15 protein-coding genes are annotated in these 15970 nt (G+C 45.6%); 2 read left to right on the plus strand and 13 right to left on the minus strand.

The window, feature by feature from the left end:
- Positions 1–115 precede the first annotated feature (115 nt).
- Positions 116–985 (minus strand): protease HtpX, encoded by an 870-nt coding sequence (htpX, locus tag R7P64_RS20120; protein WP_005388085.1) that lies wholly within the window; start codon positions 983–985, stop codon positions 116–118.
- 509 nt (positions 986–1494) lie between these two features.
- Between htpX and R7P64_RS20125 the strand changes: the two genes are divergently transcribed.
- The gene (locus tag R7P64_RS20125) at positions 1495–1662 is read left to right on the plus strand and encodes a hypothetical protein (RefSeq protein ID WP_005378215.1); all 168 of its coding nucleotides are present in this window, start codon (positions 1495–1497) and stop codon (positions 1660–1662) included.
- Between the two features lie 82 nt (positions 1663–1744).
- On the opposite strand, the gene bioD is transcribed toward R7P64_RS20125, so the two are convergent.
- The 4 genes from bioD to bioB are packed head-to-tail and all read right to left on the minus strand — an operon-like array spanning position 1745 to position 5439.
- Complete coding sequence (gene bioD, locus R7P64_RS20130; protein ID WP_005378217.1) at positions 1745–2431, minus strand: dethiobiotin synthase; 687 nt, start codon at positions 2429–2431, stop codon at positions 1745–1747.
- Positions 2428–3249 carry a malonyl-ACP O-methyltransferase BioC gene (gene bioC, locus R7P64_RS20135; RefSeq protein WP_005388087.1) on the minus strand — a complete coding sequence of 274 codons (822 nt, stop codon included), beginning with the start codon at positions 3247–3249 and terminating at the stop codon, positions 2428–2430. The genes bioD and bioC overlap by 4 nt, the downstream gene beginning before the upstream one ends.
- The gene (gene bioF / locus R7P64_RS20140) at positions 3249–4400 is read right to left on the minus strand and encodes an 8-amino-7-oxononanoate synthase (protein ID WP_318123901.1); all 1152 of its coding nucleotides are present in this window, start codon (positions 4398–4400) and stop codon (positions 3249–3251) included. The genes bioC and bioF overlap by 1 nt, the downstream gene beginning before the upstream one ends.
- On the minus strand, positions 4387–5439 hold the full coding sequence (bioB, locus tag R7P64_RS20145; protein WP_086369529.1) for a biotin synthase BioB: 1053 nt from the start codon (positions 5437–5439) through the stop codon (positions 4387–4389). The genes bioF and bioB overlap by 14 nt, the downstream gene beginning before the upstream one ends.
- A gap of 130 nt (positions 5440–5569) precedes the next feature.
- Between bioB and bioA the strand changes: the two genes are divergently transcribed.
- Positions 5570–6850 (plus strand): adenosylmethionine--8-amino-7-oxononanoate transaminase, encoded by a 1281-nt coding sequence (bioA, locus tag R7P64_RS20150; RefSeq protein WP_005388097.1) that lies wholly within the window; start codon positions 5570–5572, stop codon positions 6848–6850.
- Positions 6851–6919: 69 nt separating this feature from the next.
- Here bioA and R7P64_RS20155 read toward each other — a convergent pair whose 3' ends face one another.
- The 8 genes from R7P64_RS20155 to lrp form a co-directional block, all read right to left on the minus strand.
- Positions 6920–7186 (minus strand): DksA/TraR family C4-type zinc finger protein, encoded by a 267-nt coding sequence (locus tag R7P64_RS20155; RefSeq protein ID WP_005437185.1) that lies wholly within the window; start codon positions 7184–7186, stop codon positions 6920–6922.
- Between the two features lie 137 nt (positions 7187–7323).
- Complete coding sequence (locus R7P64_RS20160) at positions 7324–7764, minus strand: hypothetical protein (RefSeq protein WP_318119148.1); 441 nt, start codon at positions 7762–7764, stop codon at positions 7324–7326.
- On the minus strand, positions 7758–8489 hold the full coding sequence (locus R7P64_RS20165) for an ATPase (RefSeq protein ID WP_318119147.1): 732 nt from the start codon (positions 8487–8489) through the stop codon (positions 7758–7760). Before R7P64_RS20165 ends, R7P64_RS20160 begins: the two co-directional genes overlap by 7 nt.
- A 206-nt stretch (positions 8490–8695) precedes the next feature.
- The gene (serS, locus tag R7P64_RS20170) at positions 8696–10003 is read right to left on the minus strand and encodes a serine--tRNA ligase (protein WP_318119146.1); all 1308 of its coding nucleotides are present in this window, start codon (positions 10001–10003) and stop codon (positions 8696–8698) included.
- A 91-nt stretch (positions 10004–10094) separates the two neighbouring features.
- Complete coding sequence (locus R7P64_RS20175; protein ID WP_318123904.1) at positions 10095–11450, minus strand: replication-associated recombination protein A; 1356 nt, start codon at positions 11448–11450, stop codon at positions 10095–10097.
- Positions 11451–12077 (minus strand): outer membrane lipoprotein chaperone LolA, encoded by a 627-nt coding sequence (lolA, locus tag R7P64_RS20180; RefSeq protein ID WP_318119145.1) that lies wholly within the window; start codon positions 12075–12077, stop codon positions 11451–11453.
- Positions 12078–12138: 61 nt separating this feature from the next.
- On the minus strand, positions 12139–15186 hold the full coding sequence (locus R7P64_RS20185; protein ID WP_086046623.1) for a DNA translocase FtsK 4TM domain-containing protein: 3048 nt from the start codon (positions 15184–15186) through the stop codon (positions 12139–12141).
- Positions 15187–15338: 152 nt separating this feature from the next.
- Complete coding sequence (gene lrp / locus R7P64_RS20190) at positions 15339–15833, minus strand: leucine-responsive transcriptional regulator Lrp (RefSeq protein ID WP_005378234.1); 495 nt, start codon at positions 15831–15833, stop codon at positions 15339–15341.
- Positions 15834–15970: the final 137 nt, after the last annotated feature.

Consider the following 15970-nt stretch of genomic DNA (forward strand, 5'->3'; position numbering starts at 1 on the left):
GAGGCCTCATACGGCTTTAAAATACAAAACGCCCGATGAAGTACATCGAGCGTTTTAGTTAAAAAGTGTCAACCCATATCAGGACGGGTCATAACAATTATTTAAGTAGGAACAATTAGTATTGCTGGCCTCGCAACGCTGCAATACGTTTATCTAGCGGAGGGTGGCTCATTAGTAGCTCAGTCAGCGACTGCTTGCCATTGATACCAAACGCCATCATGGTGCCATCCAGTTGAGATTCATGACTCACCTTCAAACGCTCTAGAGCCGCAATCATTTTTTCTTTGCCAACGAGGCGCGCAGCACCTGCGTCCGCGTGGAATTCGCGATGACGGCTGTACCACATAGTCAAGAAGCTAGCTAGGAAACCAAATACCAGTTCAAGCACCATGGATACGCCAAAGTAAACCATCATATTTGTACCTTGGCCTTCTTCATCATCGTTCGATGCCACGATATTGGCAATAAAGCGTGATAGGAAGATAACAAACGTGTTCACGACACCTTGCATCAACGTCATCGTGACCATATCACCATTTGCAATATGGCTCACTTCGTGTGCAAGTACTGCCTCTGCCTCATCACGAGTCATATTGTGTAAAAGACCAGTAGAAACTGCGACAAGAGAGTCATCTCGTTTTGCACCTGTCGCAAATGCATTGATATCTGGTGAATCATAAATAGCCACCGTTGGCATACCAATACCCACTTGTTGAGCTTGACGACCCACAGTTTCGACTAACCAATGCTCCGTTTCGTTGCGCGGGCTTTCAATGACCATACCACCAACCGAGCGTAGCGCCATACCCTTTGACATCATCAACGAAATAAATGCGCCACCAAAACCAAATACAGCAGCCATTACAAGTAAACCTGACAGACTGCCTGGTTGCATTCCAGTTACAGCGTAAACAATATTCAGAACAACACTAAGCACTAGCACGACAGCTAGGTTAGTTGCTAGGAATAACATAATTCGCTTCATTACTTTTCTCCGAGGAAGCTTATCGTTTTTTTAAAACGGATTGTTATAAGGAACAAATGGTAATCGCTATAAAAGCCAATTCCGTTGATTTTCATGTTCCGTGCGTTATAGATATAGTCTATCCGCGATAAAAACAAGGTTAAGCAATAAATTGCAACATTTGTTTTCGGGACTGAAATATTTGATTCAAGCGATTTCAAAACATGCTTTGGTAGGAGCTGGAACCTCCGTTCATATACATTTATCAAAATGATAAAATAAGCTCTGAGCTACCCATCATCTATTGATAGATGATCTTGGTGTTAAATCTATCACCTCTTAGCAACTTAGCTAGAAATTTTTTAATAGACCAAAAACAGTACGTTAGCTCTGCTATAGACTTTGGTCTTATTGTGCGGCCACATGGACATGCTAAATTCGAATGAGATGAACAAAACAGAGCCACTCTAAGTACATTGCAAAAAGTGCATTGGGTGAGCTCAAAAACTCCATGTATTGAGGGAAAAACCATGGTAGAAACTAACGACTATCAAATGGCTATTGATTTACTACGTTGTCACCTAGGCATCTCAGAGGACGAGGCAAAGCAACAACTTGGTATTTCAACCGATCATCATATGTCTCAGCGTGTTGCAGAAACACAACAAGCATTGATGGGGCTCAGCCAAGATAAGTAATCTGACTTTTTAGGTTACACCAACAAGAAAGGGCTGCATTGCGCAGCCCTTTGGGTTTTTTAGTCTTTTATCCTAAACACCATTAGTCAGTGTTTAGCAACGGCTCTACATTAATGTACTTGCCTAGCTCTTTGCGTTTAGCACTTGGAATATATGGAATTTCCCCAAGCTTAGGTGCATCGATACGTGCTTCTAGCATCTCGATAATGTCAGCGTAGTGCTCTGTGCCAGGGTTGACGCGGTTTGCCACCCAGCCAACAAGATTCAAACCATCCGCTTTAATACTCTCCGCTGTGAGTAAAGCGTGGCTCAAACAGCCTAATTTAATGCCAACCACCAGTACAACAGGTAACTGCTCTTCTTTTACCCATGTAGATAAACAGTCCGTATCGGATACTGGCACACGCCAGCCTCCAGCACCTTCAACGAGAACAACATCGGCTTGCTGCTTATGTTGAGCCAGTTTTTGACTCAGAACATCGTAACTTATTTCGACATGTTCATGCTTCGCTGCAATGTGGGGAGAAGCAGGCAACTCTAAAGCGTATGGGTTCACATCATCATAGGCCACATCGAGTGTTGCGGCGTCTTGTAAGTGTAAAGCATCAGAGTTACGCCATCCGGCTTCAGTCTTGTCACTCCCTGCTGCCACTGGCTTATAACCAATAGTGTTTAGTCCTTTTGCAGCGATCGCTTGCAAAATGGCTTTAGACGCTACCGTCTTTCCAACATCAGTATCCGTACCAGCAATAAAAAAAGCATCAATCATAGATGTATTACTCCAAAACAAACCTGATAACTTGCAGGTAGAAGACCTTGATCGTTTTTAAACGCTTGGTACGCATGCTCAACTTTTAACAAAGTCTCGCGACTAGTTAAACCGTGTGAGCGCCCGCTTACGTGATTTGCACCTATACCTTTGAGGTCACGCATAACTGAAAATGCAGAGTCGTACCAAACTGTGATGGTGGTCAAGTCTAGTTGATGGCTGTCACATCGAGATTGCGCTAACGCAATTTTTACCTGATTGAGCGTTAGAAAGTTATTGACGTGTTGATATGCATCAATTTTTTCCCATGATGCACGCAGCTCATACAGTGATCCATCAACCAGTGTAGAGAACCACGCTTTCCCACCATTTTTTAGCACGCGGCGCACTTCTTTTAGTGGGTAACTTAAATCTGTACACCATTGCAGCGCTAAACTTGAAAACACGTAATCGAAGCTATCATCATCAAATGGTAAGTTTTCAGCATCAGCAACTTGGTAATGCATTCGTACTGCACCACAACGCTGCTCTGCTTTATCTAACATGGCTTGAGAGATATCGCCGCAGACTACTTCCGCACCGCGTTGTTGAAGTAGTTGGGAGAAATAACCCGTGCCACAACCTAAATCCAATACACGTTTTCCCGTCAAGTTTTCAGGAAGTTTATCAAGCAGCTGATGCCCGACATCACGTTGAAAAGCCGCATGTTTATCGTATGTTTCTGCTGCTTTACCAAACGAAGAGGCAATCGCGTCTTTATCTTGATGGAAACTCTCTAACGCGAGCGTTTGCGCTAATGCGGTAGTTGCATTATCCATTACAGCGCTCCTAATGCTTGCTTCAATGCCATTGAAAGCGTTTTAACTTGTTCGTTGGTGTGATTGGCAGTGAGTGTGATTCGAAGACGAGACGTTCCTTTAGGCACCGTCGGAGGGCGAATAGCAGTCACCCAAATACCGTTTTGGCGACAAGCACCTGCTACTCGCAAAGCCAATTCAGATTCACCAATCAAAAAGGGCTTAATCGAAGTTTGAGTCTCAACAAACCCCTCAAGGTCGCTAAGGCTATCTCGATACACTTCACTAAGCTCAGAGAGCTTTTCACGTCGCCAAGACTGCTCTTGAACCATCGAGACTGCATGAGTCAACGCATACGCTTGTGCTGGCGGTATCGCCGTGGAATACACATGGTGACGAGCAAACTGAGTTAAAAAGTCCCCCGTTGCGTGGTCACATAAAATAGCCGCGCCAGACATACCAAACGCTTTACCGAAGGTAATGACCAATAACTCAGGCTTAACCGTTGCCAACTCGCAAGAACCACCACCGGATTGACCGAGAACACCAATTCCATGAGCGTCATCGACAGCAAACCATGCATTGTGGCTATCAACGACAGCAGCGATATCAGCTAGTGGTGCACAGTCACCGTCCATGCTGAATACCCCTTCAGTCACAACTAGATGGTTGCCTTCGCTATTAATCAGCGACTTCAGGTGATCGATGTCATTGTGCTTGAAACGCTTCATCTTAGCTGGTGACAACATCCCCGCTTCCATCAGTGAAGCATGATTCAAACGATCTTGGATCAATACGTCTGTTTTTTCTAACAAGGTGAACAACAAGGCTTGATTAGCACTGAATCCAGAACCAAACAGAATTGCTCTGTCGTAGCTCAACCATTCAGTTAGTGCGGCTTCTAAATTGCTGTGTGCTGCACTAAAGCCAGTCACCATTGATGATGCCCCACTGCCACTGCCGTATACGCTTAAACCTTGCTGCCAAGCCCGAACAAGCGCTTGGTCATTGGCCAAGCCCAAATAATCATTACTTGAGAAATTAATGTAGCGTCTGCCTTCGTGTTCCAAAACGGACTGGTTACCGGCAAACACCACATTCATAGAACGATTCAACCCTTGCGTTTTACGCTCAGCAAGGGCGGACTCGATACGAGATTTAAACGCTGGCATCGTAGAAAAGGTCGTCTTTTGTTGGACGAGCAGCAACGCGCTCTACGACGCGATCGAGTAACTCGTTTTCTTCGATTTCATCAGGTTTTTGAGACACCTCTTGGCTGTTAATACCGAGCTTGTTGAACAGCATCATGTCTTTGTCTTCAGAAGGGTTTGGCGTGGTCAGAAGTTTGCAGCCATAGAAAACGGAGTTTGCACCCGCCATAAAACACAGCGCTTGCATTTGTTCGTTCATGTTTTCACGGCCGGCGGATAAACGAACGGCTGATTGAGGCATCATGATTCGTGCAATCGCAATCAGGCGAATGAAATCGAAAGGCTCAACATCATCCACTTCTTCCAATGGTGTCCCCTTTACCTTCACGAGCATGTTGATTGGAACGCTTTCAGGGTGTACCGGCAAGTTAGCCAATTCAACCAACAAACCTGCTCGGTCGTTAGCACTTTCACCCATGCCGATGATGCCACCGGAACAGATCTTCATGCCAGCATCACGTACGTGAGATAAAGTATCTAAACGGTCTTGGTAAGTACGTGTGGTAATAATGTTGCCGTAGAACTCAGGTGAGGTATCTAGGTTGTGGTTGTAGTAATCCAGACCTGCGGTTGCCAATTGCTTTGCTTGATCTGGTGTCAACATACCTAATGTCATACACGTTTCTAAACCCATGTCCTTCACGCCTTTGATCATGTCGGTCAAATGCGGCATGTCACGCTCTTTTGGATTTTTCCATGCTGCGCCCATACAGAATCGAGTAGAACCAGCATTTTTGGCTTTTTGCGCAGCATCGAGTACGCGTTCTACTTCCATCAGACGCTCTTTCTCGATGTCTGTGGTGTAACGAGCACTCTGAGGACAGTACTTACAATCTTCTGGACAAGCACCTGTCTTAATCGACAGAAGCGTGCTTACTTGAACATGGTTGGTTTGTTGATATTGACGATGTACAAGCTGCGCTTCGAATAGGAGATCCATGAATGGTTTTTCCATGAGATCGCGCACTTCAGCATGCGTCCAGTTATGACGAACTTCCACGTGTATTCCTTTAGTCACTTTTGTTGTTGTGTTGACAGTCTACTGAGTCTCGATAAACTGTCAACACAACGCAAAAGAACAAAGTTTACATCTGTCTATTTTTTAACCTCAATTATTATTGGAATCGCACATGGATCTCGCCTTCGACCGCCAGCATATCTGGCATCCTTACACTTCGACATTGACACCTCTGACCTGCTACCCAGTGGCATCGGCAAATGGTGTTCATATTAAATTGGAAGACGGTACTGAGCTGGTCGATGGCATGTCTTCTTGGTGGTCGACGATCCACGGCTACAACCATCCGCATTTAAATCAAGCCGCTCACCAGCAAATCGATCAGGTCTCTCACGTGATGTTTGGCGGGATTACCCACCAGCCAGCAATCAGTTTGTGTAAGAAGCTATTGTCCCTTGCACCAAATAACCTTGAACATGTATTCCTTGCCGATTCAGGCTCCGTTGCCGTAGAAGTCAGCTTAAAAATGGCACTGCAATATTGGCATGCAAAAGGCGAACGCCGACCGAAGTTTCTTACTTTGCGACACGGTTATCACGGCGACACCTTTGCGGCTATGTCGGTTACCGATCCTGATAACTCAATGCACTCTCTTTACAAAGGCTTTTTGCCTGAGCATATCTTTGCGGAGTCACCAACTTGTGGTTATTGGGATGAATGGAAGCCAGAGGACCTTACCGACTTCGAGCACAAGATTGAAACGCACCATGAAGAACTTGCTGCGGTGATCCTAGAACCTATTGTTCAAGGCGCAGGCGGCATGCGCATCTACCATCCAGAATTTCTCAAAGGCGTGCGTAGGCTTTGCGACAAATACGGCTTGTTATTGATTGCAGATGAGATCGCTACCGGATTTGGTCGTACCGGTAAGTTGTTTGCCTGCGAACATGCAGACATTCAACCAGACATTCTGTGTGTCGGGAAAGCACTCACTGGCGGCTACATGACCCTCTCTGCGACCCTGGCGAGCAAACACGTAGCAGACACCGTTTGTGGTGGTGATGCAGGCTGTTTTATGCACGGTCCAACCTTTATGGGGAATCCACTCGCCTGTGCTGTTGCCACCGCAAGTTTGGAATTGATTGAGCAAGGTAATTGGCAGCAACAAACCCAACAAATTGAAACGCTGTTTTCTGAGTTACTACCAAAACTTGAAGAATACGAGTTGGTGAAGAACACCCGTTGGCTAGGTGCCATTGGCGTAGTGGAGACGCATCGCCCTGTGAATATGGAAACCATCCAAGCCTTGTTTGTTGAACACGGAGTTTGGATTCGTCCATTTGGCAAACTGATTTATATGATGCCGCCGTTCATCAGCAAGCCGGAAGATATTGAGAAGCTAGTTAACGCGATTGATGCGGCGTTGCAACGTAAAGACTGCTTCGCTTCATAGTCCAATTCAATACGAAAACGGTTTGAGTATGAGACTCAAACCGTCTCATTATTTATTAGAACAGTAAAGTTATCGGAGTTGACTGTCTTTACTCGCTCGTCGATTGAACAATGCTTGGCGTTGAGATACCAATTCGATTGTTGACTGACATTCGATACACAGACGAACGCCTTTCATAGCAAGACGACGAGCTTCCGGAATCTCATCACCACACTCATCGCAGTAATGGGCGCTCTCACCCTTTGTGATACTGCCACGAACACGAGAAATCTCGTCGTCTATTGTGTTTTGAATTTGTTGGCTGACACTATCGTCGTTTGCCCACCCTACGGCCATAAGCCCTCCTCGTTACTTGAATGAGAAAATCTACTTACCGTGGTAAGGTGGACGATTATATCGATTACAAATAACAAGATAATTAGGGTAAATTCGAAAACACTATTACGCTTTGGTAATAATTACTCTGCAATCGATTATTCAACACTCTCATGGAAAAGCAATGCAAGGTTACTCATACTCCCTTCCTCACATTCAAAGTACTGGATTTGTTCAGGCTCTCTCAAAGTAACACTGAGTATCTTCTCTACCTCACCAAACTCCTCGCTAAAGTACTCACTGACTAATATGACCCGCTCACCAATACTAAATTCCAGTGACTTCTCATCTACCAACGCTCGATGGTAATGTTTGATACGATAATCTTGAGGTTTAATGCGCAGTAAAACTGGGCTTTGATTCACAATGAACTTATTAAAGATAAGCCCACCTTTGCCTTGCTCTATCGAAATACTAAAATTCATAGTTTTGTTTACTGAACATTCAAAGACTTTTCTGGGCGAGGTGCTAGCAACGGCAACCGTGCTCATCATGGCAACACTTAAGCCCCAAGTGGCCACAAATCGTTTCATTACCATTCAGCCAACACTTTAAATAGCGCTTGTTCAGACATACGGGTTAATACATATCCGTGTGAAGATGAATATGAGCCACTGAGTACACTATTCTCTTTCTCAATGACGATATCCTCGATGCCGTCAGCGTTGTAATCACCTTTTGCTACAATCGTAATGACTTGAAAGCCATCGGTCGCGTCAAAGTACTCTGCTCTCACTTCACTGGAGACATGAGTTCTTTGGATATGGTCTGCTTCATCCCACGTTGATAGTGTCTTTGCTTTCTCAGCACTTTCGTTAGAAATAACAAAAGCAAGCGCACTTGGAGTCAAACTAGGAAAGCTATCATCTAACTTAAATTTCGATATATATGAGCGCTTAGAGGCGGTTAACTTTGCCATCTCACTCCATGTTTGGCACTGAGTTAAATACGCCTTATACGCGCCGTATTCATAAGCTTTAGCCGCAGTAAAGCCCGCAGAGTTTGCAATCGCTAAGTCTTTGCAATTAGACACCGATTCCGTCTCACCAGACGCACTTGCCAACTCAAGCCCGTACCCCCAGTCTAGTGAATTACGCAGCTCCATATTTTCTTTGGAAGGTTGCGCTAATTCGCGCGCAAAAAAGCGGTCGGTTCGCTCACTATCTAAGTATTGAGGCTGGATAAGTTTACTTGCGATAACACTCTCACTAACGAGTAAGGTAAGCGCAAAAGTTACGAGAAATGAAAGATGATTTACTGGCATAACGTTTAACAACAAGGGCAGATGAAGCAATTAGCTTGTCACGTGAAATACCGCTTAGAAAAATATCATTTATCTCGTACTGCCAGATTCTGGGCGAGCTCGTCACTAATGCGTGTGCTAATTACATAACAACGTATTTTCACTCGACGCAGATAACAAAAAACCCAGCACTAAGGCTGGGTTTTGGTGTTCTAGTGGTTAACGAATTAACCGATGTGCGTTGCGCCCGCCATGTACTTCTGAAGTACTGCAGGGATTGCAATGCGGCCGTCTGCTTCTTGGTTGTTTTCTAGGATAGCAACCATTGTACGACCTACAGCAAGACCAGAACCGTTTAGCGTGTGTACAAGCTCAGGTTTCTTCTCGCCTTTACGACGGAAACGCGCTTGCATACGACGAGCTTGGAAGTCCCACATGTTAGAACATGAAGAGATTTCACGGTAAGTTTCTTGAGCAGGAACCCAAACTTCTAGGTCGTAAGTCTTACGAGCGCCGAAGCCCATGTCACCTGTACATAGAACCACTTTACGGTAAGGAAGCTCAAGAAGTTGTAGGACTTTCTCAGCGTGACCTGTTAGCTCTTCTAGTGCGTTCATTGAATCTTCTGGCTTAGTGATTTGTACTAGCTCAACTTTGTCGAACTGGTGCATACGAATCAGACCACGAGTGTCACGACCGTAAGAACCCGCTTCTGAACGGAAACATGGCGTGTGAGCTGTCATCTTAATTGGTAGATCCGCTTCGTCAGAAATCGTGTCACGAACTAGGTTCGTTACAGGTACTTCAGCAGTAGGGATTAGAGACAGTTTACGTGGCTCTTCGTCGTTTACTTTTTCCGCTAGAGGCTCTGTGTGGAAAAGGTCTTTACCGAACTTAGGAAGCTGACCAGTACCGAATAGGCTGTCAGAGTTTACTAGGTAAGGTACGTACATTTCTGTGTAGCCGTGCTCTTCAGTGTGAAGATCTAGCATAAACTGAGCGATTGCACGGTGTAGACGAGCGAATTGGCCTTTCATCACGATGAAACGTGCGCCAGTGATCTTAACTGCACTTGCGAAGTCTAGACCGTCGCCCATTTCGCCTAGGTCAACGTGATCTTTCAGTTCGAAGTCGTAAGACTTTGGCTCACCCCAACGAGAGATTTCAACGTTGTCGTTTTCATCTTTGCCATCTGGCACTTCGTCTGCTGGGATGTTTGGTACAGAAAGCGTGAATTCGTCTAGTTGAGCCATTACTTGCTCAAGTTCAACTTTCTTCGCATCAAGATCGCTACCTAGCGTACCGATTTGTTTCTTGATCTCTTCTGCGCCTTCTTTGTCGCCAGCCGCCATTTTTTGGCCGATTTGCTTGGAGATGGAGTTACGCGTGGATTGTAAATTTTCTACTTCTACTTGAATGGACTTACGTTGTTCTTCAAGTTTACGAATAGTATCTACGTCTAGCTTAAAGCCACGACGCGCCAGTTTAGCAGCTGTTTCATCCAGCTCTGTACGAAGTAATTTAGAATCCAGCATTGTTAATCCTATGCTTTTTGTTGTGAAATCACGCGCACTTTCCAAGCGTACGCGTTAAAAAAATTTACTGCACAAATGTATCCAAAAACGCCTACTTTTCATAGCGCTTTTGTGGGCTATTTGCGTCTAAAGTAGCCAAGTAATCTAACTTTTCGCCGATTTTGGTCTCTAGACCACGATTTGTAGGCTGATAGTACCTACGATCGCCCATTTCAGGCGGCAAATATTGCTCACCTGCTGCGTAAGCACCAGGCTCATCGTGAACATAACGATACTCAGCCCCATAACCCATGTCTTTCATCAAACTGGTTGGCGCATTTCGAAGGTGATGCGGCACTTCATATTCAGGTAAGTTATGAGCGTCCGCTAGCGCTTGTTTCCAAGCAACGTAAACGGCATTACTCTTTGGAGCGCACGCGAGATAAACAATAGCTTGAGCAATCGCACGTTCACCTTCTGCTGGACCAACGCGTGTAAAACAGTCCCACGCGGAGAGTGCCACTTGCATGGCTCTAGGGTCCGCATTGCCGACATCTTCCGATGCTATCGCAAGCAATCGACGGGCAATATAAAGAGGATCACAACCCGCAGCAATCATACGTGCAGCCCAGTAAAGCGCCGCATCTGGGTTAGAGCCACGAATGGATTTGTGGACAGCAGAGATTAAGTCATACCAGATATCACCTTTGTTATCGAAGCGAGAGACTTTCTCCCCTGCCACTTCAGCCAGCAACTTAAGCGTGATCTCTTTTTCACCTTGCGCATTGTCTTCTGCCATGTCGTAGAGCAGCTCAAGATAATTGAGAGACATGCGTGCATCACCGTTGACCAGTTCTGCTAGGCGGTCTAATACGTTATCAGCGAAATGTGCGGGAGTATTGCCCAAGCCACGCTCTTTGTCACTGATCGCTTGATTCAGCGCCAGTGAGATTTCATCTTTATCGAGAGACGTTAGCTTGTAGACACGTGCACGTGACAGCAATGCGTTGTTTAACTCAAACGATGGGTTTTCTGTCGTCGCACCAATAAAGGTAACCGTGCCATCTTCGATATGCGGCAAAAAAGCGTCTTGTTGAGATTTGTTGAAGCGATGCACCTCATCCACAAATAAGATGGTGCGGCGGCCCGCCATTTTGTTCTCACGTGCTTTCTCGATTGCAGCACGGATTTCTTTCACACCAGACGTTACCGCAGACACGCGCTCTACTTCAGCATTGGCATAGTTTGCAGCCACTTCCGCTAATGTCGTTTTGCCTGTGCCTGGTGGTCCCCAAAGGATCATAGAGTGAATGTGACCCGCCTCTAGCGCACGGCGCAGTGGCTTACCAAGGCCTAAAATGTGCTGCTGTCCAATGTATTGCTCGATTGTTTCCGGTCTCATACGAGCAGCAAGGGGACGAAAATCTTCGTCCCCCGAGAAATCTAATGTGTAATTACTCACTACCAATTAATTCCTTTGGTCATCCACTTCCACACCTTTTGGAATTGTGAATGTGAATCTGTCTGCTTTTGGTTTACCCAGCTTCACGTTGTTAAAGGTGAACAAACCTTTTTGGCCGTCTTGCTCAACCACATTGAAGCCTTTCACCACACCTTTGGCATCAATATTAATCTGAAATTGACCTTGTGTGGAGTCTACTGCGGTAGGAATGAGAGTGAAATGGTCACCTTTTTGAGATATTTTGTAGTTATTCCAATCACTTGCTCGGTTACGCGTTAGCAAAACAAATGGCGTTTGCTCTGTTGCTTGCTCTTGCCAGTAGATACTCACTTGCTCGATGAATGGACTGTAGTACCACAATGTCTTACCGTCAGAGACCAGTAGGTTCTCATCGGGGGATGTTGTACTCCAACGGAACAGGCTTGGGCGGGCGATTTCAACCGTACCTTCTCCTTCCATCACCGTTTCGCCTTCAGGGCTGATAACCTGCTGAGAGAAATCCGCACTAAAGCCATCATTCATAGAAAGGCGTTTGTTTAATTCATCTTTAGGAGATGCTGCGTGTGCAGTAGAGAAGAGGGAAAAGCTTAAAACAAGCGCAGAGAAAAGTTTCGCTGAAAATAGTTTTTTCATTCAGATACCTATTATTAGAACCACTCACCTCAGTTGGACTGAGGTGAGTAACACAAGTTCATTAATCTTTTGGTGGCGCAGGTGCCAGTACTTCACGGTTACCGTTATGACCCGGAGCACTTACGATGCCCTGCGCTTCAAGCTGCTCTACAATACGGGCGGCACGGTTGTAACCTATCTTAAATCGGCGCTGAACACCGGAAACCGAACCTCGACGTGATTGAACCACGTGCTCAACAACTTGATCGAAGAGCGGGTCTACATCTTCATCCGCTTCCATTTGCTCACCTGGCAATAGACTTTCTGGAGTTTGATCTCCACTGATGATCTCTTCAATGTAGTTCGGTTTACCACGCGCTTTCCAGTTGTTTACAACAGCATGAACATCATCATCTGATGCAAATGCACCGTGAACACGAGTTGTATGACTTGATCCCGGCGGTAGATACAACATATCACCCATACCAAGTAGTGATTCTGCGCCGCCTTGATCTAGGATTGTACGAGAGTCCGTTTTAGTCGATACCGTAAACGCAACACGAGTTGGAATGTTCGCTTTAATTAGACCGGTAATAACATCAACCGATGGACGCTGAGTCGCAAGAATTAAGTGAATACCTGCCGCACGCGCTTTTTGCGCCAAGCGAGCAATCAGTTCTTCAACTTTCTTACCTACCACCATCATCAGGTCAGCAAATTCGTCAACAACAACGACAATGTAAGGCAGCTTTTCTAGCAATGGCGGTTCAGTATCCATGCTGTCGCCTTCTTGCCAGAACGGGTCATGGATTGGGTGGCCCGCTTCTGCTGCCATCTTCAATTTTTCGTTGAAGCCCTTCACATTACGTACACCTAATGCCGACATCAATTTGTAACGACGTTCCATCTCGCCCACACACCAACGTAGAGCGTTTGATGCGTCTTTCATATCAGTCACAACTTCAGAAAGAAGATGAGGGATACCTTCATAAATAGAAAGCTCTAGCATTTTCGGGTCAATCATGATGAAGCGTACATCTTCTGGACCAGCTTTATACAGCATGCTCAAAATCATCACGTTCACACCCACCGACTTACCAGAACCTGTTGTACCTGCTACTAGCACGTGAGGCATCTTCGCAAGATCGGCCACCACAGCTTCACCCGCAATGTCTTGACCTAACACAACCGTTGTTGGTGACGTTGCTTGCTCAAACTGAGGGCTACTGATGACATCAGATAAATAGACCGTCTGACGACTCATGTTTGGCAGTTCCAAACCGATGTAAGGCTTGCCAGGGATTACTTCCACGACACGTACCGCCATCGCAGACAATGCACGCGCTAAGTCAGTTGAAAGACCAGAAATACGACTTACTTTCACCCCCGGCGCCAAATCAAGCTCAAAACGAGTGATCACTGGACCAGGATAAATACCAACCACATCGGCTTTGATTTTGTAGTCAGCGAGTTTGCTCTCTACCAATCGAGCGACCTGCTCTAACGCATCACGGTCGATAAAGTTTTCACGTTTTTCTGGATGATAAAGCAACTCGAGCGTTGGGAGTGGCTCTTCCGGAACTGGCAAGTTTTCTTCTTTCTGTACCAAAAATGGGTTCTGTGTTGCAGCGACTTTGGCTTGCGCATTGGAAACCATATCTTGGAATGCGGTAACGTCTTGGTCGTTGTCTTGGACCTCTTCTACCTCCACTTTTTGAGGTGCAGGTTCAAATGTTGTTGAAGGTGTTGCAACTTGCTGATGAGGCGTTGTTGGCTGTACTTGCTGCGCAGGCTGAGACTCCACTTCGTCTTCATCATCTAACACATCAAAGTCAGAGATCGTAGGCTCAATATGTTGGCTCGACTCTGTTTGCGCCGTGATGCTATCTAATACAGCAGAATCAATTGCAGGCTCTTCATGTACAGGATGCTCAATACTTGGCTGCTGTACTTGCTCTGCTTCAAATTGTTCGTACTCCGCATAATCTGGTTCAACACTGATCGGTTCTTCTGTAGCTGTATGTGGCTCTACATAGGAAGAGTAAGTGTCTGCAAATGATGGGGCTGCCTGTTCTTCAGTTCCCCAGTCATCTGCTTGTTGCGCCGCTGCTTCAAGCTCTTCTATCGTAACATTCAGTTGCTTGGTGCGTTCCAAGAGCGGATCAACGTTATCCGTGTTAACCGTATGGATAGGTTGTGTTTGAGGCTCAGGTTCAGCATAAACTGGCGCAGCATTAACCGTAGCCTTGCGTTGTGGTGGCGTCGGTTCTACCATCGCCTGTTCCGCAGGCTTATCAGGTTTAGCTTGCGGCATATAAATAGGATACTCATGCGTTGGCGCCGATTCTTTCGGTTCATCGACATCGTACGCCGTTAAATGAGGAAGCGGCTCATCATCAATTTCATGGTCTACATTATGTTTAGGCGTAGAGACTTTATCTTCTACAAACTCATCAAGCTGAGGTTCTAAAACTTCCTGCTCTGAACCTCTTGCCTTATTTGCAAGCGCGGCAATTAGTGCTAATGCACGATCACCAAGCCATTCCACGATGTTAAGCCATGAGATGCCAGTGAAGAGCGTAAAGCCCGCTCCCCACAAGAACAGCAATACCAATGTGGTACCGAGTACATTCAATGTAGGTAAAGCGAGGCTAGACAACACATCCCCGACCACACCTCCGGATGAAAAATACCAAATGTCATCAAAATTAATATCGGCAAGACCGCAACTGGTCATAATAAGGACGACCAGACCGAGCAGCCTTGTACCCCATAGCATGAAATCAATTGGCTCATCTTCTCCTCGTTTACGGCAAATCACCCATGCAGCCGCCGCTAGCAAGAAAGGGATTGGGTAAGCGAGAGAGCCAAATGTGAAGAATAGAGTATCGGCTAGCCAAGCGCCGAAAAGGCCACCAGCATTATCGATATCCCCTCCCCATGCGGTTTGGGACCAAGAAGGATCGGCCGGACTGAAGGTAAATAGTGCAACCGCAAGCAATACCGAGCTAAGAACGCCAACGATAAAGCAGCACTCTTTTAAGCGTTGGAAGCCATTTAAGCGTGAAGACTGGGGCTCTTCACTGGTTTTGATAATGGTTTCGACTTTCTTTGCGTTCTCTTTGAACATAAATCAACTTGAATATGGAAATGAAATAGGAAATTGCAAAACATTCCGAGCGGCATCAAGCCGCTCGGTAAATTGATTTAACCATATCAAGGAGAAAAACCCAATTACTCTCTGGCGAAAGCGGAAGCATATACCGCTTTCTTTGCAAGAAATTAACGAGTTTTGATCACAAGCTGGTTAGATTGTTTCACTTCTTCCATAACAACGTATGTGCGAGTGTCATTTACGCCAGGTAGACGTAGTAACGTATCGCCCAATAGTCGGCGGTAAGCACCCATATCTGATACACGGGTTTTAAGAAGATAGTCAAAGTCACCTGAAACAAGATGACACTCTTGTATGTCGTCTAGCTTTTGAACAGCTGAGTTAAACTGCTCAAACACATCCGGCGCACCACGGTTTAGCGTAATCTCAACGAATACTAATAGTGATGCATCCAGGAACTGCGGATTCAATAATGCAGTATACCCTGTGATATAACCCTGACGCTCTAAGCGACGTACACGCTCCAAACATGGCGTTGGAGAAAGTCCCACACGTTTTGAAAGCTCAACGTTTGAAATACGACCGTCTTTCTGCAGCTCATTAAGAATGTTGCGGTCGATACGGTCTAGTTCCTTGGACGGCTTTTTATAGTTGTCTGCCATTTTTTATTCCACCTTATTACTTCCTTGCAAAAAAATATACTACAACTTTTTAATATTTGGTGCCAAATTTTACAAATCTATAACTATACTAGTTATTAATTCGACAATAACACCCTACTAACAGTTAATACAACCAT

Origin of the sequence: Vibrio sp. 2304 (assembly GCF_033339475.1) — a bacterium.
GTDB classification, from domain to species: domain Bacteria; phylum Pseudomonadota; class Gammaproteobacteria; order Enterobacterales; family Vibrionaceae; genus Vibrio; species Vibrio alginolyticus.